General features: G+C 59.5%; 20 protein-coding genes and 1 pseudogene. 14 read left to right on the top strand and 7 right to left on the bottom strand.

The window, feature by feature from the left end; translation table 11 throughout:
• Nucleotide 1: 1 nt before the first annotated feature.
• The 4 genes from EJ077_RS08145 (at nt 2) to EJ077_RS08130 (ending at nt 3,583) form a co-directional block, all read left to right on the top strand.
• On the top strand, nt 2-1,060 hold the full coding sequence (locus EJ077_RS08145) for a glycosyltransferase (protein ID WP_208701041.1): 1,059 nt from the start codon (nt 2-4) through the stop codon (nt 1,058-1,060).
• A gap of 227 nt (nt 1,061-1,287) precedes the next feature.
• Entirely contained in the window at nt 1,288-2,055 is a 768-nt protein-coding gene (locus EJ077_RS08140; protein ID WP_245458674.1) for a GNAT family N-acetyltransferase, read from the top strand.
• Nucleotides 2,056-2,067: 12 nt separating this feature from the next.
• On the top strand, nt 2,068-2,979 hold the full coding sequence (locus tag EJ077_RS08135; RefSeq protein ID WP_208701037.1) for a class I SAM-dependent methyltransferase: 912 nt from the start codon (nt 2,068-2,070) through the stop codon (nt 2,977-2,979).
• Between the two features lie 184 nt (nt 2,980-3,163).
• A complete protein-coding gene (locus EJ077_RS08130; RefSeq protein WP_208701035.1) occupies nt 3,164-3,583 on the top strand; it encodes a DUF7662 domain-containing protein in 420 nt (139 codons plus the stop codon).
• 67 nt (nt 3,584-3,650) lie between these two features.
• Here the strand turns inward: EJ077_RS08130 and EJ077_RS08125 are convergent, their stop codons facing one another.
• From EJ077_RS08125 to EJ077_RS08110, 4 genes are all read right to left on the bottom strand, one after another.
• Nucleotides 3,651-4,538 (bottom strand): hypothetical protein, encoded by an 888-nt coding sequence (locus tag EJ077_RS08125; protein ID WP_208701033.1) that lies wholly within the window; start codon nt 4,536-4,538, stop codon nt 3,651-3,653.
• A complete protein-coding gene (locus EJ077_RS08120) occupies nt 4,535-4,948 on the bottom strand; it encodes a phage holin family protein (protein WP_208701031.1) in 414 nt (137 codons plus the stop codon). The genes EJ077_RS08125 and EJ077_RS08120 overlap by 4 nt, the downstream gene beginning before the upstream one ends.
• Complete coding sequence (locus EJ077_RS08115) at nt 4,945-5,547, bottom strand: hypothetical protein (RefSeq protein WP_208701029.1); 603 nt, start codon at nt 5,545-5,547, stop codon at nt 4,945-4,947. The genes EJ077_RS08120 and EJ077_RS08115 overlap by 4 nt, the downstream gene beginning before the upstream one ends.
• Nucleotides 5,548-6,037: 490 nt before the next feature.
• Nucleotides 6,038-9,367 carry a DEAD/DEAH box helicase gene (locus EJ077_RS08110; RefSeq protein WP_208701027.1) on the bottom strand — a complete coding sequence of 1,110 codons (3,330 nt, stop codon included), beginning with the start codon at nt 9,365-9,367 and terminating at the stop codon, nt 6,038-6,040.
• Between the two features lie 167 nt (nt 9,368-9,534).
• Between EJ077_RS08110 and EJ077_RS08105 the strand changes: the two genes are divergently transcribed.
• The gene (locus tag EJ077_RS08105; RefSeq protein WP_208701025.1) at nt 9,535-10,065 is read left to right on the top strand and encodes a hypothetical protein; all 531 of its coding nucleotides are present in this window, start codon (nt 9,535-9,537) and stop codon (nt 10,063-10,065) included.
• A gap of 339 nt (nt 10,066-10,404) precedes the next feature.
• Here the strand turns inward: EJ077_RS08105 and EJ077_RS08100 are convergent, their stop codons facing one another.
• On the bottom strand, nt 10,405-10,995 hold the full coding sequence (locus EJ077_RS08100; protein ID WP_208701024.1) for a sigma-70 family RNA polymerase sigma factor: 591 nt from the start codon (nt 10,993-10,995) through the stop codon (nt 10,405-10,407).
• 562 nt (nt 10,996-11,557) lie between these two features.
• Nucleotides 11,558-12,517 carry a manganese catalase family protein gene (locus EJ077_RS08095; RefSeq protein WP_208701022.1) on the bottom strand — a complete coding sequence of 320 codons (960 nt, stop codon included), beginning with the start codon at nt 12,515-12,517 and terminating at the stop codon, nt 11,558-11,560.
• A 434-nt stretch (nt 12,518-12,951) separates the two neighbouring features.
• Here EJ077_RS08095 and EJ077_RS31940 point away from each other — a divergent pair, with 434 nt between their 5' ends.
• The 8 genes and pseudogenes from EJ077_RS31940 (at nt 12,952) to EJ077_RS08060 (ending at nt 20,865) form a co-directional block, all read left to right on the top strand.
• Entirely contained in the window at nt 12,952-13,665 is a 714-nt protein-coding gene (locus EJ077_RS31940; protein WP_245458673.1) for a hypothetical protein, read from the top strand.
• Nucleotides 13,653-14,123 (top strand): hypothetical protein, encoded by a 471-nt coding sequence (locus EJ077_RS31935; RefSeq protein WP_416859542.1) that lies wholly within the window; start codon nt 13,653-13,655, stop codon nt 14,121-14,123. Before EJ077_RS31940 ends, EJ077_RS31935 begins: the two co-directional genes overlap by 13 nt.
• A 3-nt stretch (nt 14,124-14,126) precedes the next feature.
• Nucleotides 14,127-15,256 (top strand): annotated as a pseudogene (glf, locus tag EJ077_RS08085) (UDP-galactopyranose mutase).
• Nucleotides 15,253-16,938, top strand: coding sequence for a family 1 glycosylhydrolase (locus EJ077_RS08080; RefSeq protein ID WP_208701020.1), 1,686 nt, complete (start codon nt 15,253-15,255; stop codon nt 16,936-16,938). The pseudogene glf and the gene EJ077_RS08080 overlap by 4 nt, the downstream one beginning before the upstream one ends.
• 284 nt (nt 16,939-17,222) lie before the next feature.
• Nucleotides 17,223-17,531: a response regulator gene (locus tag EJ077_RS08075; protein WP_208702936.1), complete on the top strand. Its 309-nt coding sequence runs from the start codon at nt 17,223-17,225 to the stop codon at nt 17,529-17,531.
• Between the two features lie 52 nt (nt 17,532-17,583).
• Nucleotides 17,584-19,623 (top strand): sensor histidine kinase, encoded by a 2,040-nt coding sequence (locus tag EJ077_RS08070; protein WP_245458672.1) that lies wholly within the window; start codon nt 17,584-17,586, stop codon nt 19,621-19,623.
• A gap of 99 nt (nt 19,624-19,722) precedes the next feature.
• Nucleotides 19,723-20,028 carry a hypothetical protein gene (locus EJ077_RS08065; RefSeq protein ID WP_208701016.1) on the top strand — a complete coding sequence of 102 codons (306 nt, stop codon included), beginning with the start codon at nt 19,723-19,725 and terminating at the stop codon, nt 20,026-20,028.
• 264 nt (nt 20,029-20,292) lie between these two features.
• Complete coding sequence (locus EJ077_RS08060; RefSeq protein WP_208701014.1) at nt 20,293-20,865, top strand: DUF1003 domain-containing protein; 573 nt, start codon at nt 20,293-20,295, stop codon at nt 20,863-20,865.
• 441 nt (nt 20,866-21,306) lie between these two features.
• Here the strand turns inward: EJ077_RS08060 and EJ077_RS31930 are convergent, their stop codons facing one another.
• Nucleotides 21,307-21,918 (bottom strand): hypothetical protein, encoded by a 612-nt coding sequence (locus EJ077_RS31930; RefSeq protein ID WP_245458671.1) that lies wholly within the window; start codon nt 21,916-21,918, stop codon nt 21,307-21,309.
• A 91-nt stretch (nt 21,919-22,009) separates the two neighbouring features.
• Between EJ077_RS31930 and EJ077_RS08050 the strand changes: the two genes are divergently transcribed.
• Nucleotides 22,010-22,174, top strand: a complete 165-nt coding sequence (locus EJ077_RS08050; RefSeq protein ID WP_208701012.1) for a hypothetical protein — start codon at nt 22,010-22,012, stop codon at nt 22,172-22,174.
• The last annotated feature ends 52 nt before the right edge of the window (nt 22,175-22,226 follow it).

Here is a 22,226-nt window from a genome sequence, read left to right as displayed (position 1 = left end):
CGTGACGCTCACCGTCCTCAACGTTGCTTATCCGCTGGCTCCTGTCGGGCCGGATGCCGTTGGCGGCGCCGAGCAGATATTGTCACTGCTTGACCAGGCGCTCGCGCGCGCAGGTCACCGGTCCATCGTCATCGGCTGCCAAGGATCCCGTGCAAGCGGAATTCTCGTGGAAGTACCCGCCGAGCGTGGCGTGCTCGACGAAGCAGCGAAAACGCGTGCGCAGATGTGCCTGCGAGAAGCGATCGCGACTTGCCGGAAACGCTGGCGGATCGATGTGGTCCACCTGCACGGCGTGGACTTCTCCGCCTATCTGCCGGATGACGGCCCAACATTGGTCACCCTCCATTTGCCGCTCGCTTGGTATCCTGCCGAAGCCCTGCGTCCAACACGCCGTGACCTTTGGCTGCACACGGTGTCAAGTGCCCAGCAGAAGACCGCACCGCAAGGCGCCAGCTTCATCGAGCCGATCCAGAACGGCGTCGACACCGAAGCTTTGTCGCAGAGCCGCGCGCGACGGAACTTCGCGCTCGTCCTCAGCCGGATTTGTCCGGAAAAGGGGGTCCATCTGGCGCTGCAGGCAGCAGCGATGGCGGGGGTGCCGCTCGCCATCGGCGGCCGGGTCTACCCTTACGAAACCCACTTGCGGTATTTCCACGAAGACGTCGAACCGCTTCTCGGCGGGAGCCGCCGGTTCCTCGGTCCGCTCGGCTTCTCAGCCAAGCGGCGGTTTCTGAACGCAGCCCGCTGTCTTGTCATTCCCAGCCTTGCCGCCGAGACAAGTTCGCTTGTCGCGATGGAAGCACTCGCCTGCGGCACTCCGGTGGTCGCGTTTCGACAAGGTGCCTTGCCGGATGTGATAGAGCACGGCAGGACCGGTTTTCTGGTCGACGATGTCGAGGAGATGGCCAAGGCGATCGTCGCCTCATCCAGTCTCGACGCAGAGACATGCCGCTCCGAAGCCCGCCGGCGGTTTCCGTTGGAACGGATGATTTCATCATACATGGACGCCTATCGCGCCTTGGCCCGGCTTGGCTCAGAGCAGCGTCCCGCGATGCAATGAACGGGACTTTGCTTCGCAGCGAGATCATTAGCGATGTCACGCGATTCGCCGCCCTTGCTCCGCACTGGTGGAGTCTATGGGAACACAGCTCCTCGGCGACGCCTTTTCAAAGTCCGGCTTGGCTGTTGCCGTGGTGGCATACATTCGCCCCGGGAGAACTGGCGACAGTCGCAGTCTGGCGAAGCACCGAATTGGTAGGTCTGGCGCCATTTTATGTCGAGCGCGGGATGGCTGGTCTCAAGCTTCTACCGGTAGGGATTTCGCTCAGCGACTACCTCGACCTGTTATGCCTGCCTGGAATGGAAGCGGCAGTCGCCGAGGTCATGGCGGAGCGTCTGCTCTCGATCGAATGGTCTCAATGGATCTTGCCCGATCTGCCGGCCGGGGGTGCGGCGTTGTCGATAGCTGATTGCAGGCTTGGTATCGGCCAGACTGTCAAGCACGCTGCCTGTCCAGTGCTTGTAACCATTGGCGACGACACGCTTTCCGGCTGCGTTCCTGCACGACGCAGACGACAGTTGCGACGAGCCTGTCAAGCCGCTTCCAGGCGCGGTCGGCTCGAGGTGGTTTCGGCCCGCGGCGATACAGACGCCTTCCTCGACCAGCTCATCCGACTGCACTGCGCGCGCTGGGCAGGAAACGGGAATGGCGTGCTGGCTGACGGGTCCGTCCAGGCGTTTCATCGTCGCGCGCTACCTTTGCTTGAGGCACGCGGGCTCGCGCGTTGCTGGCTGCTCACGATTGATGGCCACACGGTCGGCGCATACTACGGATTTCACCATCGCGGTCGCTCATACGCATATCTTGGCGGGTTTGACCCGGCATACGACCGTGAGAGCCCGGGCGCCATCCTCATCGGGCACGCCATCGCACAGTCGATTCGAGAAGAAGCTCGAGAGTTTGACTTCCTGCGAGGCCGGGAGGCCTACAAGTACACCTGGGGAGCGACCGATAGATGGACGATGCGCAGCGTCTTTACTCGGAACCAAGCGTGAGAGCTCAGGGCCATGCTGCCGCACAAGCCGGACGAATTTACCTTGGAAGACTGCGTCGATGGTGGGGGCGGCGCTGAAGCAGCGATCGCCCGCATGGCGCTTTGCTTCCCAGCCGGTTTCAGCGCGGCGCGATTGGCGGAGATGGTCCTGGACATCGAACCGATCGATTCGCGGCGTGGGCACAAGCTGCTGGAGATTGCTCGGCTGCTGCGCCGGCGGCCGGAGATGTTTGCCACCTTGCGGGAAACCGGTTTGGCAGTGCGCCATGAACGCGACGAGACAGAAACGGATGCCGGTGTCGTCATGCGGCTGGCGGCCGGGTTCGATGCAGCCGCGGCGGTGTCCGCGGCAGCCAGCGTCCAGCTCTCCAGTCTGGGCGATGAGGAGCGCCTCTCGGCGGCGACACAAGAGATCGCCGAGTGGCTAGATCGGCAAGGGTTCACGGGAGCTGACCGCGAGATCCTGGACATCGGTTGCGGAATCGGCCGTTTTGAAAGCGCTCTCGCAAAGGCCTGCGGGCGTCTGATCGGCATAGACATATCTCAAGAAATGCTTTCGATCGCCGCGAGCCGATGCAAGGGACTTGCCAATGTCGAATTCAGAAATACGTCCGGCCTTGATCTTGCGGGATTTGCGGACGCTAGTTTCGACGGCGTGCTGGCCGTGGACAGTTTCCCCTACCTTGTTCTTGCGCACGTGGCCGAGCAACATTTCAGCGAAACCGCGCGAGTGCTGAAAAGGCCGGGCTGGCTGGTGTTGCTGAACTACTCTTATCGTGGATCCCACCTTCTGGATCGCGAGGAAGTCGGTCGCCTGGCAACACAGTACGGAATGCAACTGATCGTTGATGGCGAGCGGCCGTTCCGTCATTGGGACGGCGTGGCCTTTGTCCTTACTCAGAGTGCGACAGCTCACCGCACGTGAAGTCGATTTGGGAGATGGTGGACTAGGGTTCGTCGCCGGCACAGCGGATGGCGCCCTGTTTGCATTTGCACGGACACAAAGGCCCATCGAAGCATGAGGCGTGTGGAGGGTGCCACAAATGCTGCACTGCATGGAACAAGCAATGAAGAACCAAGTTCGGTCGCGGTAAACGCAGGGCTTTCCCATGAACGGTCTGGTGAAAGATCTTCTTATGGAGGTGGCTGAACTGCTGCCGGCGCTCGCACCGAAGCACCCTGATGTGCCGGTTGACGCGCCAAACTTTCCTAATGACCTGGAGCCAATCATTAGAGCCGACCCGGTATCAGCGCCGCCCTCGGTCCAGAGCGGCTCTATCGGCCTGGAGGACCTGACGATGCCGAAGTATGATGCATGGCACGAATTCTTGAAGACCATGGACGCCGATGAGGTGGTTGTTACGTTCGCGCAGCTGAATGAGCTTGCCCCGTTGCCCCAGTCTGCGCGTGAGCCGCTTTGGTGGTCGAACGACAATGCGGAAGCTGGGGCCTGGCTGAGCGCGGGCTACACAGCGTCTGTGGATACAAAGGAGGAGACCGTGAAATTCCGGAAGGCCGATCGGACTTGAGTTGAAGCAAAGACGTTCGCTTCAACGCGGGAGCCCAATCGACGTTTTACAACCTTGCCGCCTTTAGCTAGGCCGGTTCAGAACTCTCGCCGGCCCCGGCAAGCCGTTCCCGAACAGCTTCATCCGTCTTGCTGAGCGTCGTTCGCACCACCTGGTCGACTTTGCCGACCAGGGTTTCGGCACCCTCTCCGCTCAAGCCCTGCCGATCAGCTTCCTGATTGGCCGCATCATAAGCTTGCGACGCAACGTCCTTGACCTGCTCAACTCCGCGCTCGAAAACTTTCTGGGCGCTGTCGCGCAGGTCTTCGCTCAGGGCGCCGAGGTTTTCATCTTCTGTTTGCGTGTGCGGCAGCATTGCACCGATCACCGTTCCAACCAGCAGGCCCATGGCGGCAACAGCCAGCGGCTCGCCCTGGAGAACATCCTGGGCGGAGCGGCCGGCCTGCCCGGCACCCGATCCAAGGCGTTCCGTTGCGGCCGACAGCGCGCTCTTGGCGTCGGCAGCGACATTGACCACACTCTCCGTAGCGCTTGAAGCGGCGGCGGTTATTGACTCCGCCGCACTCGAGAGACTGGCACCGGGGCCAGCACCGGTTTCGCCATTCGCGTCACCTTGCGAGCCGCCCCGCCCATCTGAACGAGCGTTATCACCACCGCGGACGCCGTAAGCAACGGGTGAATTCGGGCCACGGTAGCTGTCGGGCGATGTGCCTTTGCCAAGCATGAGCCACGCCAGTCCCGCACCGACCATGGTGAGCGGCAAGGGGTTGTCTCGAACTTGGGTCCGTAGATTGTCCATCATTGACGAAAGATCGCCTCCGGCGAACAGCCCGGTGAACTCATCCATCAACTGGCCAGGGGTCATCTTGCTGCGGATTGAATCCGCTGTATCCGTCAATTTGGCTCGTGCAATATCGGCGTCACGTTCGAGTTCGGCGGCGGATTTGTCGCTCATCTTACCTGTTCCTTGATCACGCGCGCGTCGCGCTTGAGCTGGTCTTGAGTACGGTCGGGAGTCAACTCCGAAGGGTTCATGCTCGCCATGCCCGTCCTGAGAAGCACAACGCCAATGACGGCCACGACCACGCCCACCAGCAGCGATGACCATCCCGCGCCGAGGCCGGCACTCGCCAATGCGATTACCAGCGCTTGAAGAAGAACAACCAAGGCAGCCAGGAGACAAATCGCGCCACCAAGCACCTCGACTGCGCCCATTCCGGCCTGGCTGGCCTTCTCACTCAACTCTGCCCGCAAAAGCCGGCCTTCGGTCTGAAGAAGCGTAGCGACCTGTTGCGCGAGATCACTGACCAGGGTTGCAAGACTGCGGCTGTCCCCGGTGCCTCGGTCGTCCCCGACATTGCTCATTGGGGATCCTCCAGTCTCTCATCCATCCAGTCACCTCTGAAAGCGGCAGGCTGTCCGTCCTCGCCAGTCTCACCATCGGTATCGCCACGAGATAGGGGAGAAGATCCGCCGCCGGGCGAAACATGTTCGGCTGACCCGGCGGGGGGAGAACTCTTCAAAAATCGTCCTAAGGCCAAACCGGCCAGCAGGGATCCGGCAATAAGAGCCGCTGAGTTTTCCCGGCCGAAGGATCGAACATCATTCAGCACGTCTCGGAAGGGCTTGTCCTTCAGGGAAGAAGATAGGCGCTCCACCCCGTCAGAAGCATCAAGCGCGAATTTGGAAGCAATTTTCTGGTCGGCGTTCGCCAGATGCTCGCTTGCCGCTCGCAATGCTCCGCCAACTGCCTTCAGATTGGAGCTGATGTCATGCTGCGCGCCTTTCGCCTTTTCCAGCAACGCCTGTCCAGCTTCGGACACGTAATCGCCGGCCTTGGCAGTGAGGTCGTCACGGGCGTCATCGAACGCCTCCCTCGCAGCCTGTGTCTCCTGCTCCAGCCTGCCGGCAACTTCGCTGCCGGCGGCTTCAGAACCCTGCCCTTGTTCGCCTTCGCGCTGCATGGCCGCTCCTAATGAAAGCCAAAGAATGAGAGGATCGCGAGCACGACGACGACCAGGCCGATTAGATAGATGACACTGTTCATGGTGCTATTTCCTCCATGTAGACCGAACCTCCATGCCGGCCTCATGTTCCCTGAGCCCGATAGTTTTCTTCGGAAAGCGCGGTACCAATGCAGGGATGTCGCCAATCGAGAGACGCTCGGGGCCGAAGGCGACCTGCGGCTTTATCGTGATCCAGGACCTAGCTGTCGAACTTCCGGCCGGGCCTCTGGTCCCGTGTCAGGCGGTCCAACTCCCCCTGGATTCGGTCCAACTTCCCAAGCACCAGCATATGTTGCGCCGTGTCGACACGGAAAAAGCAACAACGCCAACAAAGATGATCACTGCCAGAACTTCCAGCCTAGCAGCGGTAAGGTGCGATGTTCCCCCAGGCGAACGAAATATTTCCCTCCAGAAGCTGCATCCAGATCGCCGATCTCCAGTCGGAAAACTAGGCGACGGATTGGTGCAGCATATCGAGCATGACGCGAATGGCTTGTGTTTGTGAACTCATGGGCAACAGGGATCGTTTGCAGATCAACCGGCCGCTACGGAGCTGGCACCCTCGCGGCACTTTACGATCGCGCCATAACGCCGCTGCTGCCTTTGCCCGAAAGGCAACCGCGATTGCTTCGGGCCCGACGTCTATTTTGCTCACACCCAGTTCCGCAGCGCATATTCGCAAGCCGGCAAGGTCCACCAGGATTTTCACCTCTCCAGGTATGGCGCCAAAGCGGTCCTCCAATTCATCGCGGAACGCATCGAGGTCCGCCTGTGACCGGATTCGGCTAAGCCTTGCGTACAAACTCAGCCGGACGCTGGCGTCAGGCACATAATCGTTCGGGAACGACCCTTTGCTATTTATGCTTATCTCAGCGATCTGTTTGTCGGGATCCGGTCTACCCCCGGCAATGGCGAGCGCTCGCTTGAGCATCTGTTCGTAGAGAGCCGCGCCAATCAGCTTCACATGACCCGCCTGCTCCTCACCGAAGAGATCACCGGCACCGCGCAAATCGAGGTCCCTTTGGCTGATCGCCAGACCCGATCCAAGGCGATCCAGCGCTACGAGCGTGGCTAGACGGGCTTTCGTACCTTCGGGTAGGTCACGGCCCGGCTCTGTCAACAGAAACGCAATGCCCTGCGTCCTCCCTCTCCCGACACGGCCACGCAGCTGGTGCAGCTGTGCGAGGCCGAACCGGTCTGGCCGCCAGATGATGATCGTATTGGCCCTCGGCACATCGAGACCGCTTTCGATTATGTCGGTGCTGACCAAAACGTCGCCCTCGCCGGCTGCAAAGCTGACGACGATGTCGTCGAGTTCACTCCCATTCATTTCGCCATGGGCTGTTTTCACTGAGAGTGTGGGGACCAACCGGTTCAGTTTCTCGGCGATTGGCTCGATGTCTTGGATGCGCGGAACGACAAAGAAAGTCTGCCCACCGCGACGATATTCTCGCAGGACAGCGCTGCGTACGGATGTGGCATCGAAGGGCGCCAGCAATGTGCGAATGGGGCGCCGTTTGGCCGGTGGGGTTCTTAGCGTGCTGACATCTTGCACCCCTGAAAGTGCGCTTTGCAGCGTCCGGGGTATGGGTGTGGCGCTCATCGTCAACGTATGGATGCCGGGCGCCAGATCGCGCAGGGCCTGCTTCATCTTCACGCCAAAACGATGCTCTTCGTCGATCACCAAAAGCCCGAGATTGGCGATGGCAACGCTCTTGGACAGAATCGCCTGCGTGCCTACCACGATCCGGATGGCTCCACTTCGCAATCCCTCCTTGACCTTTGCCGCTTCGGCGGCTCCTACAACCCGTGACAGGTGAGCAACCTGAATGCCCATTTCCGCGAAACGACCGCGAAAAGTCTCGAAGTGCTGACGGGCCAGCACGGTCGTGGGGGCAACCACGGCGACCTGCATGCCGCATAGAGCGGCCGCCGCGCAAGCGCGCAAAGCCACCTCGGTTTTGCCGAAGCCGACGTCGCCGCAAATGAGACGATTCATGGCTTTCCCCGATGAAAGATCTTGGAGGACGGCCGCAATTGCTTTGGTTTGGTCACGGGTCTCGCGATGCGGAAAGCGCGCACTGAAGCGCGCAAGGTCGGCTCGCTTCGGTTTGATGATCTCTGCCGGCTGCTCCGACCTGGCCCGAGCGCGCGCCACGAGCCGTTTGGCCAGCTTCTTTATTTCGCGCATCACAGATTGTTGTCGCTTCGACCAGTCATCGCCGTCCAGACGGTCCATGCGCACGGAATCCGGCTCTGATCCGTAGCGCCAGATCCGGCCGAATTCGTCGACCGGCACGAGCAAGGATGCCCCATCCCGGTATTCCAGCCGCACGACGTCCTGTCCTTGACCGGCCAAATCTGTCCGTTCGATCGCCGCGAGCTTCCCCAGGCCATGCCCTTCGTGCACCACGGCGTCGCCAATTTGTAACTCGGCTTCGAGCATGCCGGGATCGGGTCCCGCAACCGTTTTCGACACCGAACCGAATATGTCCGCAGTGGCAATGACGACGATGTTTGACTGGGGCGCGACGAACCCCTCGTCGAGATCGAATTCAGCCTCTAGAAGACAGCCAGTCGGCGCTGCCAAAACTTGCGTCCAATCCGTTACCCTGGCAGCCCGTGTTGTGAATTTCCGTTCCAGCAGTCGGCCTGCCCGTTCCAGTTCCGCGGTTTGGCCGGTGATGAGGACGGTAGCGCCGGAGCTTTGCTGTGTTTTCACGAACTCGGTGAATTCGTAGCCGGGGCGTGCGCCCCTGAAGAACCTTGGAACTCGCCCACCGCGCGCTGTAACGCGCACGCATTTGCGCCCCCGGAGCGCCTCAATCCAGCCTTCGCGAGACAGATAGAATTTCTCGGCGCACGGTTTTGCAGCCTTGGATGTCTCCTGCTTGGCAAGTCGGGCATCCTCGATGATCTGCAGGGTGCGATTGAGCGGCAGAAAGTCCACGCCGCTTTGAAGGGAGACTGTCGCCCCGGGTGCAGTATCGAAAAGCGTCGGCATCTCGCCATAGATTGAGACGAGACGTTCCTCAATGGGAACGGGGCGCACGTCCCCTGCTTCAACATCATCGCCGGCGCCCAAGATGAGTTCGGACGCAGGGCCAATCAGTGCACGGGTGAGGGATTGCTCGCTTAGTTGGCTGACGGGATCATAGGTCTTCAGTTCCGCAATCGACTGTCGAGGGTCCAGGACAATACGCAATGGCAGGCTGTCGCCCGCAGGAAAAATGTCGATGATGCTCCCTCGCAAGGCGAACTCTCCAGGCTCGTCCACGCGATCGTCGAGGAAATAACCAAACCTCTGAAGCGATTCTTGGAAAGCCTTCAGATCAAGGGTTTTTCCTAGCTCAAGCGTCGTGAACGCAGGCGATATTACATGTCGCGGTGGCACGCGCTGCACGGCTGCTTCTACTGAGGTAACCGTTATGCGCGGGCGTCCGGGCGGATCGGCAATCGCGTTCAGGACCGCGAGCCGTTGGCCCATGGTCTCGCGGGTAGGCCACACCCTGTCATAAGGCAGGCAATCCCACGGCGGGAAGAGCAGGATGTCCGTCCGAGGCAGGAAACGCGTTAACGCTTGGGCGATCTCGTCAGCGCCTCGTTCGGAACAGGCTATATGGATGAGGTCATTGTGCCGCTCACTCTCCAGATACAGCGCCGCAGCCACTGCGCCGGCCGGCGGATCTTCTTCTGGCTCTGCAAGATGCACCTCATTCGATGTAGGATAGTTTTCCTCCGCAGCAAACTCGATGGAGTCTTTACCTTTCAGCGCCATTTCACCGCAGCCACGATATGTTGGATTGGTGCGTGAGGGGTGCCTGTCGTCGCTGTCCAGAGGGACATCGTCGAGGCCATTTGCCCCCCTGCCGCACATGTTCATCCAGCCGTAAAGTTCCGATGTAGACCTTTGTTCCGGGGCCGTAGGTTGCCCGCGAGCAGAGATTGCACGCAGGCCTGCTGGCATCGATGCTGACACGAGGCGACTTCTGCCTTACGAGTGCGTGGCCGTATCATGAAAAAGCCGGCCGCCTTTCGGCGGCGGGCAATGTCTGGGAAGCACCGGGAGGAGGGGCGCGACAGCCGACGCGTTTCGACACGCTTATCTTCCGAAATGCCCAGCTATTTTTTTTGGCGCTGCATCAAAGTACACAGACTCTCTTTCACAAAGAGCCCATGGTGCGTTCTGAGGCCTCTCGACCGCTATGCACGGGCGTGCAGCGCATCCTCTGCCTCGAAAAGGATACAGGTATGCTCATACGTCAAAATCGCACAGCCGGAATCTATCCTTCCGACCTTGATTTGCTCAAGCGCGTGTTCGACTTGTTGTGTTGTGACTACCATTGCGCTCCCGGTTCACCTGTTGCCGAGGCGATAGCTATCAGACTGGTCGCCCTGTTCGAGGCTGGGGTCACGCGGGAAGAGGAACTGCTTGCAGGCGCACGTCCTGTCGTTCCACTGCCACGGGCCAGTTGATCGACATTCGCACGCGCAGACGCGTTTACAACACAACCGGCGGCGAGCCGAGCCGGATAGCTTTTGCCTCCCGAATAAGCGACGACCAATCCCAGCCGAGCAGGCTGATGAGTTCGAGGGCTTGAGCTTCAGTGATGCCGGTCTCACCGATCAGCTTTCGGGCAAGTCCTCGGATTTCGGGCTTTGCAGGCTCTGGAGCCATCGGGATGCCTTCCTTTAGAGGCCCCTAACCCACAACATTGGACAATGTTTCCGGCTGTCGCGTTTTTGGTTGTCACAGCTTCGTGTCACCGCGGTGGGGGCTGAGGTATCGGTAGTTTCTTCCCCCGTGTTGGCGGACTAGCCGCGTCGGTCCGCCCCGAGGTCGAGGTGCCCATCTGAAAGGTGGCTGCCGCGCCTCTCGACCAAAGTTTGCAGCGAGCTTTCGCCCAGGTGACGCAGAATGTTTTCGCGCGCTCGATTGAGCCGGCTTTTCACCGTTCCGACGGCACAACCGCAAATCTCGGCTGCCTCTTCATAGCTCACTCCCAGCACGCCGATCAGCATCACGACCTCACGCTGGTGTTCGGGCAGCTTTTGAATCGCGCCGTGCACCTCCCTGCTTTGTACTGACCACTCCTGGGTGGCTTCCGATACGGGCCTCGATGATGCGCAATCGAGGAGGCCAGGAGCTTCCCGCGCGGCGGTTCGTGCACGCGTGTAGAAGGTGTTGCGCATGATCGTGAATAGCCATGATTTCATCCGAGTGCCTGTCTCGAATTGATCGATGTTTGCCAGCCCCTTGGTCAGGGTCTCCTGCACCAGATCGTCTGCGTCGTCTGGATTACGGCAAAATGTACGCGCAAAAGCTCGCAATGCGGGGATGAGATCGACGATGGAAGCGTCGTTGCCTGCCCTGCCCGCCGATGCATTTTGATGCCTTGCCGACATACAGACTCCTCGCACGCTGCGCCGCTTAGCTTAATGTGCGGGCGTTCGTATCGTTCCGACTCTCACGCGCGGGAAATGAACCGGCACGCCACGCCATGCGGAATCCGGCCGGAGGCAATGAGAGGCCGATAAAGGCTGCTGAGAGTTGCCTTTGCGCAAGCGTGTTCGTGAGTTGTCATAGAGCAACCAACGGTGGCTCGCGAAACAGCTGGCATGCGAACCGCGCGAGGGTGAGGCGGGCAGTGTTGGCCGGTGCCATGTTGTTCACGCCAGTGCTTGATTCCGGCGTCGGATCCTGGTCGATCTGGGTTTTTGATCCACAGGTTCGACGTTAGCGTTTTCAGCTTTAGATTTAACCGGATCTGTCTCTTCCAGGGTTGTCCGCGATGGGCCAGTCGACTGGGCCCGGCGTGTGCATTGTCGCCGGTGATCTGACCGCATCGCGAAGCCACGACGACCCGGCCGCCCCGACGGGCTTTCAGGTATATTCGTGCTCATCAAACTTCGTCGTCGGAGACCCGCATGAGCCGGGTCCCCGGTAAGGATTTCCAGCGGCTGGCTGCTACGACTGCTTCCGGCCAGCTCTTGCTTTGTTTGCAGCTTCCTGGATATCGGCAGCACCACCCATATCGACATTCTTGGTTCGACCGGCCCCGGGTCCGGCGCCCAGATCGGCCCCCGTTGTCGGGTCCGAGGTCGGGTCGGATAGGGTTCGCTCAGCCATCTTGGCCACCACTTTGCTATCCTTGGTGGCGAGCTTTACGGTCGCGGTTCCATCTCCGCCATCCACCGGCATGACCTCTTCGAGATCGTCAACTCGGTCCCATTCCGGTCCTGAGTTCCACGGACCAGTGGTATCGCCGTCACCTTGGGAAGTGTTGACGTACATGCTGGCGTATTTTTCGATCCCCGGCAATTTGCCCGACGGGAAGTTGTTTTCTATCGCATACAGGGCTTTTTCGAAGGACTTCTGATGAGCCACTTCACGGGTCATCAAGAAGCCTAGGGCGTCCTTGACGCCGGGATCATCGGTGATGTTGATCAGTCGTTCATAGACGATCTTGGCCCGCGCCTCGGCGGCAATGTTGGAGCGCAGATCGACGGTGGGCTCTCCACGCGAGTCGACATAAGCCGCTGTCCAGGGCACGCCCGCTGAATCGCAGAGCGCAGGCGCGCCGCCGAACAGAATGGATTCCTTGGCGGTTGTGCCGCTGGCACCGATCATCAGGTAAAGGTCGGCTTCCTTCAATTGACCTTCAGCCATCTGAGCTTTCGCGGTCTTGTTGAGCATGGTGACTATCGAGCCAACGACTTCCAGATGGCTCAGTTCCTCGGTGGCGATGTCGAGCAGCATATCCTTGCGACCGATATCATCTTCGCCCAGCCCTTGCGTGAAATAGCGCATCGCTGCGGCAAGCTCGCCATCAGCGCCCCCAAACTGCTCCATGATCATGCACGCAAGGCGTGGGTTCGGTTCCGATACGCGGACGGTATATTGCAGCCTTTTATTGTGCATGAACATCAGCATTTCTCCATGGTTGGCCTGCCGAACCACCCGGCTGGATAAATGTTCCACCTATAGATTGCTGGTCTTCGTCACGCTGATGCGACCTGAAAGGGTGCTGATAACTCGCCACTTCAGGTGGCGTCTATCGACACCCACCTTGCAGAGACAGACAGACGTCGCGGCGTCGCCAGGGCTCAGTCGCGCCACCAGCCCGAGCGGAAATCGACCACGCATCAGAATGCCGAACATACGACGCGCGGTCTCCCGTTTCCTCAGTGACTGTTCCGTTGTGCGCTCAGTCAAACCGGGCATTCTGCAAGGCATCTGGGTGGCTTAAACGCGGGTGGAACAAAGTTGCTCTTCGGCAAGTTAGGCCATGAAACATCACGTCCCGATCGTCCAATACCATCTGTTTTGGACAACGATCGCGCCTGACAGAGGACTCTGCAATGGACCATCATATCAGAAAAATTACATCAAATAGAATTTCCGAAGATAGCCATACACTGCTTTGCTTTTCTCACCTCAGGTGGAATTTTGTCTATCAAAGGCCTCAGCATGTATTATCAATTGCGTCGAAGACTCAGAAAATTCTGTATTTCGAGGAGCCCGCTTTTGAAGAGGTGCCCGAGGCGTTCTTGAGAGCCAATGATGTGACCCCTTCTATCTGTGTATTGACGCCGATCCTCCCTATCGGGACCAATTCTGACGATGCGGTAAGCTCTCAGCGAAAACTCCTTGACCGTCTTCTAGCCTCCGTCCCTCAGGGGCGATTGACGCTGTGGTACTACACCCCGATGGCCCTCCGGTTCAGTGACCATCTGCTTGCCGATGTCTGCGTCTACGACTGCATGGATGAATTGTCCGCGTTCAAGAATGCACCGGCCGAACTGGTGCAAATGGAACGGCGTTTGTTCCAGCGAGCGGATGTGGTGTTCACCGGTGGACTGAGCCTGTATGAGGCCAAACGAGCCATGCATGCCTCGATCTATCCGTTCCCGAGCAGCATCGACTTCACTCACTTCCATCAAGCCAGGGGCCGGGCGAGGATCCTGTCGACCAACAGGGCATACCCCACCCGCGTGTCGGCTTTTTTGGAGTCATCGACGAACGGCTCGACCTCGACCTGGTGGTGCGGGCGACACGTAGCATGCCTGACGTAGATTTCATCATGGTCGGGCCGGTGGTCAAAATCGATCCCAACGAATTGCCTCAGGCGGCCAACCTGCATTGGCTAGGAGGGAAGGAATATGCAGACCTGCCGCACTACCTCAGGCATTGGGATGCCGGTTGGATGCCATTCGTACTGAATTCCTCCACCCGCTACATCAGCCCCACGAAGACGCCTGAATTTTTGGCGGCCGGGATCCCGTTGATTTCCACGGCCATCGTGGACGTTGTTCGGACCTACGGCGCGGAAGGTCTCGTTGACATCGTCGACGCCGAAGATATCGAGACCACGCTGCGCGCGGTGCTGAGACGTCCGCGCGACGCCAAGCTGGCGCAAGTCGATGCCTATTTGATGGATATGTCCTGGGAGAACACCTGGGTCGCCATGGCCGGTCATATCGAGCGAGTGCGTTCAGCCAAACATATTCTGCCGCTCCGCCGGAGCGCCTGAATCATGTTCGATTGGCTGATTGTGGGCGCGGGCTTTGCCGGAAGCGTATTAGCGGAACGCATCGCTTCGCAGCGCAATGAGAGCGTCCTGCTCATTGACAGGCGCAGCCATGTCGGAGGGAACGCATATGACTGCTACGACGAGGCCGGGATATTGGTCCATCGGTACGGACCGCATATTTTCACACAAACGCGCAGTCGATCGTCGACTACCTGTCTCAATTCACCGCCTGGCGGCCTTACGAGCATCGCGTACTCTCCAGCGTCGATGGACTGTTGCTGCCGATCCCGATCAATCTCGACACGATCAACCGGCTGTACGGGCTCGATCTGACATCGCAGGAATTGGAGGATTTCTTCGTCTCCCGCCGCGAGACCGTGGCCGAGGTTCGCACTGCGGAAGATGTGGTCGTCAGTACTGTCGGCCGCGAGCTTTATGAAAAATTCTTCCGCGGCTACACCCGCAAGCAGTGGGGTGTCGATCCGTCCCAGTTGAGCAAATCCGTGACGGCGCGTGTTCCGACCCGAACGAACCGCGACGATCGCTATTTCGGCGACAGCTTCCAGCAAATGCCCGCCGGCGGATACACGCGCATGTTCCAACGCATGCTCGACAATCCCAAAATCAGCATCATGCTGCAGACAGACTACAGGGATATTAGCGACAAGATCCCGTTTCGCCGGATGATCTACACCGGTCCGGTGGACGAGTATTTCGGCTGGTCGCTTGGTCGCCTACCTTACCGTTCTCTGCGATTTGAGCATGTCACACTGGAATGCGAGCAGTTCCTGCCTGTCGCCGTGGTCAACTATCCGCAAACGGAAGAGTACACCCGCATCACTGAATACAAACACCTGACAGGGCAGCAAAGCCCCCGTACCAGTCTTACCTACGAATATCCAACCGACGTCGGCGACCCGTACTATCCCGTGCCGCGACCCGAGAACGAAGCGCTCTACAAGCGGTATGAAGCGCTTGCGGCGGCCGTTCCCAACGTCTGGTTCGTCGGGCGATTGGCGACGTACCGCTACTACAACATGGACCAGGTCGTCGGCCAGGCGCTGGCCACCTTCGCAAAAATTCAAAAAAGCGTTCCAGCGGTTATTACTAAGCAGTCCAAGGCTGCCGAATGACCGACGCGCTCGAGATTTGGGGTGGCGTAGAATGCAGTCATGTTCACATCGGCGCAACGGTGCGCGATCAGTTGAAGGAAACCGGCCACTTCCATCGCATCGACGACCTTGATCTCATCTCGGAGCTGGGCATTCGAACGCTTAGATACCCGGTCTTGTGGGAAACGGTCGAGAGTGAACGAGGCCGGTACGACTGGAGCTGGACGGATGCTCGACTGCAGCGCATTCGCCAACTCGGCATGCGGCCAATCGCTGGCCTGCTGCATCATGGCAGCGGCCCGTCATGGTCTCAGATTGTCGATCCTGACTTCCCGGAGATGTTTGCGCGCTACGCCGCGCTGGTGGCGCACCGCTACCCTTGGATAGATCTCTACACTCCAATCAACGAGCCGCTTACCACCGCCCGCATCAGTGGGCTCTATGGGGTTTGGCATCCCCACGGTACGAGCGAAGCCACATGCCTCCAATTGACGGTGGCGCAATGCCGAGCGACATCGCTCGCGATGAAGGCAATTCGAGCGCATGCTCCGGCGGCGCGCCTGGTGCAGACGGAAGATTTCGGACGGATCTTTTCGACCGAGCGCCTGGCTTACCAGGCAAGCCATGAAAATGAGCGCCGCTGGCTCGCCTTGGATCTCCTGGCCGGGCGCGTCGACCGCCGGCATCCGTTCTACGAACGCCTGTTGGACGCCGGAGTGGCTGTCGAACATCTCTCGCATCTGGCTGTGGAGCCGTGTCCTCCCGATGTCATCGGCCTCGACTACTACCTGACCAGCGACCGGATGCTCGACGAGAATGTCGACCGCTATCCAGACGAGCAAGTGGGCGGCAATGGCATTGACACCTATGTCGACAGCGCGGCAGTCCGGCCGGTCGGGCGTCACGACACCGGGTTGAGGCAGAGGATCGACGAAGTCTGGAACCGCTACCACCTGCCAATCGCGGTAACGGAATTGCACAATGGTTCGACGCGCGACGAGCAGGTCCGCTGGCTGGTCGAGGGGTGGCAAGCAGCGCAAGCCGCACGGGAAAGCGGAGCCGATGTTCGCGCCGTCACCGCCTGGTCGCTGTTCGGCGCCGTCGACTGGAACTCGATGCTGTCGGCAAAATGCGGTTACTATGAATGCGGCGCGTTCGATGTTCGTGGCGGAACTCCGCGCCCCACCGCGCTCTCCTCGGCGATCGCAAGTCTCGCCGAACATGGTCGCTTCGATCATCCTGTCATGGATCGGCCTGGCTGGTGGCGCCAGGAACCCTGCCTTGCAGGCACCAGCAAGCGGCCGCTGTTGCTGATAGGGTCTGGACTGACGCTTGCGGCCATCGAGGCCTGCTGCAGCGCCCGCCGGCTTTCAGTCTTGACGGTCAACGCAAGCCAGACGTGGCAAATGATGAAGGCAACCGCTGCTTGGGCCACGGTCGGAGTTGACGAACCAAGCGGTGTTCACAGCGGTGCCGTCCGGCTTCATTGTCGTTATCCGGAAGGCCAGGACTTCCTGCTGCAGTGCAATCATGTCAATGCGCCCAGGGAAGTCGCGAATGCATTCCTGGATCTGATCATTGACGGCCAACGGGGGGCATTCGCCCTTTCACGATCGGAACCGGCCAATCAGTATGAATTCAGCGCCCTCGCTTCTGCGCGGTATGACGTGCATGATGGACAGGCTTTGAGCGACGTGGCGTGAGAGACATGATCCTTCGAAAGAGGACAAGCTGACGGGCGCAGACCAGGCCATTGCAACGTTTTCAGCAATGGCGCGTGGTTGTCGGAACAAATAATTTCTCCATGGCTTATTAGCGAAGCCTGAAGCTTTCGAAAGGTCATCCACCTTGCCTTGGCTTCCGAAATGCCTTTTTTGATATGCTGATCGCAGGCAGGTTCTTACGCAAACTGAATTGAGGGTGATCTCACTTGGCTGATGCACGGGGGCTAAGAGTGCTGGTCGTTGAGGACGAAGCGCTGGTCGCCATGCTTGTCGAAGACATGTTGGGCGAGTTGGGTCACGAGGTCGTCGGCCCTGCGATGCGCCTTGCGCCCGCCTTGAAGATGGCACGGGAGGAGATTTTCGATTTCGCCATCCTCGACGTCAATCTGGCAAATGAACAATCCTTTCCTGTCGCCCAATTGCTGCAGGAGAAGGGTACGCCGTTCGTTTTCGCCACAGGGTACGGGCTTAGGGGCCTGGATGAGCGCTTTCGAGGCATCATGACGCTTCAAAAACCCTTCCTTTTACAAGAACTCGCGGATGCGATTTCGGTCCTGCTTGCCTGCGAGTAGATGATTTACTCGGTAAAGATCGAGCCGCGATGAACGCGGCATGGGGATTGAAATGCCTCGTCTGTCATCGCGATCGTATCTGCTGGGGCTGATTACTGCGGCGGTCGTGCCTGTCTGGCTCTTTGCAGCCTATCTCCTCACTCAATATGCATTGAATGAGCGAAGCCGCTTCGACACAGAGGCTCTGCAGGTCGCGCGTCAGATGTCACTGGTAGTGGAGGGCGAGATCAACAACCTCGCTACGGTCGTGAAGGGTCTGTCGAAATCCGCGGCGTTGGCCGCAGGTGACCTGATGACGTTGCAGACGGAAGCGGTGCGCCTGACACAAGGGACGCGTTCCTTCATAGTGCTTCGCGACCTGGAACGTCAGCAACTGATCAACACCCAGGTTCCCTATGGGACGCACCTGCCCCCCGTTGAACCCATATCGGCTGCGGACCTCGCCAAACTCAAATCCAACCTGCCAATCGTCAGCAGCGTCCATGCCGTCTCGGGGGAATTTCGGATCGATGTAGCAATTGCTGTGCACGGCCCTGAAGGCGAGAACTGGCTTTTCCTTATATCGGTTCCGACCGCTCACATCCGCGATATAATGATGCCGGCAGTACCAGAGGGTTGGACGATCGGCGTCGGCGATCGTCAGGGAACTTATGTGACGCGCTCGACGCTGCACGACGAAATGACAGGCAAGCCTGGGTTGCCTGCGTATCTGGAGAAAATAGAAGGCCGCTCAGGCACCTTCACCGCCAGCAATTTTCAAGGCATGACTTTGCTCGCCGGCTACTACCGCTCGAGCGCGTCCGATTGGTTCTACACGGCGAACGTACCGCTGTCGGTCGTCCAAGCCCCACTTTGGCGGTCTCTGACCGCGATAGCGGCCATGGCTCTCGCGGCGATGTTGATCTCAACGGCCCTCGCCTATGTGGTCGGGACGGGGTTCGCCAGTGCCGCGCGCGATCTGGCGAGCCGCGCTGACGCTTTGGGGCAAGGCCGGCCTGTTACACCCATGTCGACGGCGATCTCCGAATTCGCAGCCATCGCCGACGCCCTGCTGGCCGCTGAACGCGCACTTGCCGAACGGGAGTTCGAGCTTGAAACCGTCCTGGAAATCGCCCCTGCTGCGGTCTGGTTCACTTACGATCCACAAGCACGCAACGTGATCCGCAATCGGTTCGCGGCGGAGCTCATGGGGCTGCCTACCGATCTTCGAAAATCCTTTGGCACTCCGGACAGGGTCATCGACACGATCGCACTGCAGGACGGTCACAGGGTGGATCGCGAGGATCGGCCCCTGAGCAAAGCGATGCGCGGCGAGCAGACCGACAACCAGGAATTTACCTACATCCTGCCGTCAGGCGTACAACGCACCCTTTTGTCGAGTGCGCGGCCCATCCGGGGCGCAACCGGGAACGTGATAGGTGCGGTACAGGTCAGTCTCGATATCAGCGAACGCAAGCGCGGCGAGGAGCAGCGCAAGCTGCTCGTCAACGAACTCAACCATCGGGTAAAGAATACCCTGGCGGTGGTCCAGTCCATTGCAAGCCAGACCCTGCGCAACGCCGACAACTTGCCCGAAGCGGGGCGCTCGCTTGCAAGCAGGCTGGTCTCGCTGGCGAAGGCGCACGATATACTGACGCAAGAAAACTGGAGCGGCGCAGACCTCAGAGACGTCATCACGGCAGCAATTTCGCCCCACGCCATACGCGAGCGATGCCACCTCTCCGGCGACCCGGTCTGGCTTTCCCCTACTCTTGCATTGTCTTTGTCGCTCGGGTTCCATGAACTGACGACCAATGCGGTCAAGTATGGTGCTCTGGCTTGCGATCAGGGGATCGTAACGATCTCCTGGACGCTCAGCCGTCAAGCTGGAAGCAGGCAAGTTCGAATAGAGTGGCGCGAACAAAATGGCCCGCCAGTCGCGCCTGCCAAGCGCAAAGGCTTCGGCACAAGAATGCTGGAGAGGCTGCTCGGCCCCGAGTCGGCTGGCAAGGTGAGCATCATGTTTGAAGAAACTGGGGTCGTCTGTGTGTTCGCAATTGAACTTGGCGATGACGACCCCAACCCGACTGGAAGGCCGACGATGCCGGTATGAGCGGACCTGCGACCGACTGGAAGGTTGCGAGCGTCATAAAACGCCGCTTCGATCCGGGTCAGAGAAACATTTGCCCGTTTCAAAGTGGACGATAGCGCCGTGTACCTCATCCAGATTCTGCTGCCTCGCGCCGACAACCAGGGCAACCCGTTTCCGCGGGAGGAATTCGATAGCGTCAAACAAGAGTTGGCGAGTCGGTTCCAAGGCGTGACGGCCTTTCTGCAGGCACCCGCGGAAGGGTTATGGCGGCAAGGGGCCGGCACCGACAGCGATGATATCGTCATCTTCGAGGTGATGTCGGACGAGCTGGACCTGGAAGACTGGAAGCGTCGCCGCGGTGATCTGGAGCGCCGCTTTAGGCAGGATACGGTTGTTGTCCGCTATATGGAGATAACGCTGATCTAGCTTGGTCCCTGTAAGGCGGCCGCTGACGGAGTGGCGCACTCGCCGAGCGCCGGAACTTATTCGTGCCGATCAGGTTTGCTCAGATCACCGGAGAACTGGCAACCGCCCGAGAACCAAAACGGTTGCTCGATCTGGTTCGCAGGGAGCTTCGAAGGAAGAGGTTCATATTCGCTGGTTGAGCAGCCCGGTCGCCAAATTGCGCAGGCTCTCAGTTCCAACCAATGGAGCGAATGGCCGAACAGGAGGTTTCCTAGGGAGACAAGAATGAGTAACACGGGCGCCCCGAACATCGCGAGCTATCTGACCCCAACCACGCCGGCGCCCGAAGGCTTAGCCCCTGCTCTGGCGCGCAACATAGAAGCGCTGGTCGAGAGGCGGAAACGAGACGCCATGGCTGCATCCCTGCAGCAACGCGCGGCTGCGGCGATCAGTGGTTTTGCCGGCAGCATGACGTTCGTGTACATCCACCTTGTTTTCTTCGGCGCCTGGATTGTCCTCAATCTCGGCATTGTAACCGTTACCAAGCCGTGGGACCCATCACTGGTCATCTTAGCCATGTTCGCTTCGGTCGAGGCGATCTTCCTGTCGACCTTCGTTTTGATAAATCAGAATCGCATGGCGGCCGAGGACGATGCCAGGGCAGACCTCGATCTGCAGGTATCCTTGCTGAATGAGCATGAGACGACCAAGCTCATCAGGCTTGTCGAGGCGATCGCGAAGCGCCTGGACGTCGACACGCAAGCTTATGACGAGTTGGAGGAACTCAAGCGCGACGTAGCGCCGGAGGCCATTCTGGACAAGATCGAAGAGGCCGATGCCCGAGCAGCGTCGACTTGATCGCTGCGGTATCGCAGTCCGTAGCAAAGAGCATGGGTTCCGGAACGTCAGCAGCCTGTTGACGTTCGCCCTGATGGAGGACAGTGACGACCTCAACGTTGTTATAGATCGGGCCGAGAAACTCCGAGCCGAATGTGGACTGTTGTGTGCCAAAGCAAGGGCCGAGAGAGAGCGGGCGCGTACCCTTGTCGCCGAGATCGCCGCAATTGTTCAGCGATGCGTAAAAACGACCGAACGCGGGAGATCGCTGTGCTCAAGAGAGATTCACAACGCAGTGCACGCACGAGCTTCGATCATCTTGCGCTGGCAGGCAAAACGAACCAGCCCGATCGGTGAAAACGGCCGCCAAGAACATTGGCCGCCGCTATGAAAGCGTTTTTCTGACACCGAAGGCAAGCCACGAGCCCGGCGTGCCGTACGTTCGTCTGCGCGACTTCTTCTCTAATGCGCATCAGGCATTTCGGTGTTCTCCTGGGGACTCTTCTTCACTCCGGGCGGTGGCGACGTATTGGCAGGGGCGTCGCCGCCTTGGTTTTGGACCGGAGCGCGCTTGAATGGCGCCGTATGCCAAGATCCGTTCGACATGGGCGCGAAGACGAAGAAGGCTATGAGGCACACGAATATGAGCGCGATGACAGGGATGCTCCAGGCAAAAACCCTGTACCTGCCGCGCCGGGATTGTCTGGGAGTAAAGTCTTCGTTCATCAGATCGCCCTCCTGGCGCATAGGCGAGCTCGCCAGCAGCGAAAGCACCGGCGAGCTCTCGTGGGGAGCACAACCCCGTTCGGCGACCAAGTTTTGCCGATGGTTGATCGAACCAGGCTGGTGAAAGAATGTTCCCTCAAGCGCAAAACTGAAGGACTCCGCTTTGTTGGTGCCCCGAATTTGGCGGCGCGATTCTGCGTGGGCGGGTTCGACGGACTCCGATTGAAGGTCGAACAGAGTTGTCCGCCGAGCCAAAGCGAAATTACTGGCCAGAAATTTTAAATTCCGGTCTAGAATCAACCAGTTCGGGGCGATTGATGGTATCGGCTTTCGTGGGCCAAAATCCACACCTCAGTCTGCCGCACCAGTGATTACGAGCGTGTCGATTTGGCGATCAGTAAATGTGGCGTGCTGTCTGCCCTCGAGCCAAGGCGAATGCTTGCGGCGACAGACAGAACAAGCGCAACTGAGCAAGGAGTTCGACCATCTCTACGCCGACGCACTCGATCGTGATCGACGCTCAACGCTGATGGTGCCGTCGCCAGCTGCCGAACCCTGGATCGGGCTTTCAGGCAGGCACAAAGCGCGTCGCCGCACCATGTGACGCTGGCGCAGGGGTTAAGGAACAATCTTGCCGCGCGATGGTTGGGGCGCAA

This window comes from Mesorhizobium sp. M8A.F.Ca.ET.057.01.1.1 (genome assembly GCF_003952565.1).
In the GTDB taxonomy this organism is placed as follows: domain Bacteria; phylum Pseudomonadota; class Alphaproteobacteria; order Rhizobiales; family Rhizobiaceae; genus Mesorhizobium.
Note: the sequence above shows the minus strand (reverse complement) of the source record. Positions and strands in the feature narration are given on the sequence as shown.

Excerpts from the sequence above, each read along its gene's own strand:
- EJ077_RS08115 (WP_208701029.1), bottom strand. The coding sequence starts at position 5,547 with ATGCAGCGCGAAGGCGAACAAGGGCAGGGTTCTGAAGCCGCCGGCAGC.
- EJ077_RS08080 (WP_208701020.1), top strand. The coding sequence starts at position 15,253 with ATGACCGACGCGCTCGAGATTTGGGGTGGCGTAGAATGCAGTCATGTT.
- EJ077_RS08060 (WP_208701014.1), top strand. The coding sequence starts at position 20,293 with ATGAGTAACACGGGCGCCCCGAACATCGCGAGCTATCTGACCCCAACC.
- EJ077_RS08075 (WP_208702936.1), top strand. The coding sequence starts at position 17,223 with ATGCTTGTCGAAGACATGTTGGGCGAGTTGGGTCACGAGGTCGTCGGC.
- EJ077_RS08125 (WP_208701033.1), bottom strand. The coding sequence starts at position 4,538 with ATGAGCGACAAATCCGCCGCCGAACTCGAACGTGACGCCGATATTGCA.
- EJ077_RS08130 (WP_208701035.1), top strand. The coding sequence starts at position 3,164 with ATGAACGGTCTGGTGAAAGATCTTCTTATGGAGGTGGCTGAACTGCTG.
- EJ077_RS31940 (WP_245458673.1), top strand. The coding sequence starts at position 12,952 with ATGGACCATCATATCAGAAAAATTACATCAAATAGAATTTCCGAAGAT.
- EJ077_RS08070 (WP_245458672.1), top strand. The coding sequence starts at position 17,584 with ATGCCTCGTCTGTCATCGCGATCGTATCTGCTGGGGCTGATTACTGCG.
- EJ077_RS08095 (WP_208701022.1), bottom strand. The coding sequence starts at position 12,517 with ATGTTCATGCACAATAAAAGGCTGCAATATACCGTCCGCGTATCGGAA.
- EJ077_RS08100 (WP_208701024.1), bottom strand. The coding sequence starts at position 10,995 with ATGTCGGCAAGGCATCAAAATGCATCGGCGGGCAGGGCAGGCAACGAC.
- EJ077_RS31935 (WP_416859542.1), top strand. The coding sequence starts at position 13,653 with ATGCCTGACGTAGATTTCATCATGGTCGGGCCGGTGGTCAAAATCGAT.
- EJ077_RS08120 (WP_208701031.1), bottom strand. The coding sequence starts at position 4,948 with ATGAGCAATGTCGGGGACGACCGAGGCACCGGGGACAGCCGCAGTCTT.
- EJ077_RS08110 (WP_208701027.1), bottom strand. The coding sequence starts at position 9,367 with ATGGCGCTGAAAGGTAAAGACTCCATCGAGTTTGCTGCGGAGGAAAAC.
- EJ077_RS08135 (WP_208701037.1), top strand. The coding sequence starts at position 2,068 with ATGCTGCCGCACAAGCCGGACGAATTTACCTTGGAAGACTGCGTCGAT.
- EJ077_RS08140 (WP_245458674.1), top strand. The coding sequence starts at position 1,288 with ATGGCTGGTCTCAAGCTTCTACCGGTAGGGATTTCGCTCAGCGACTAC.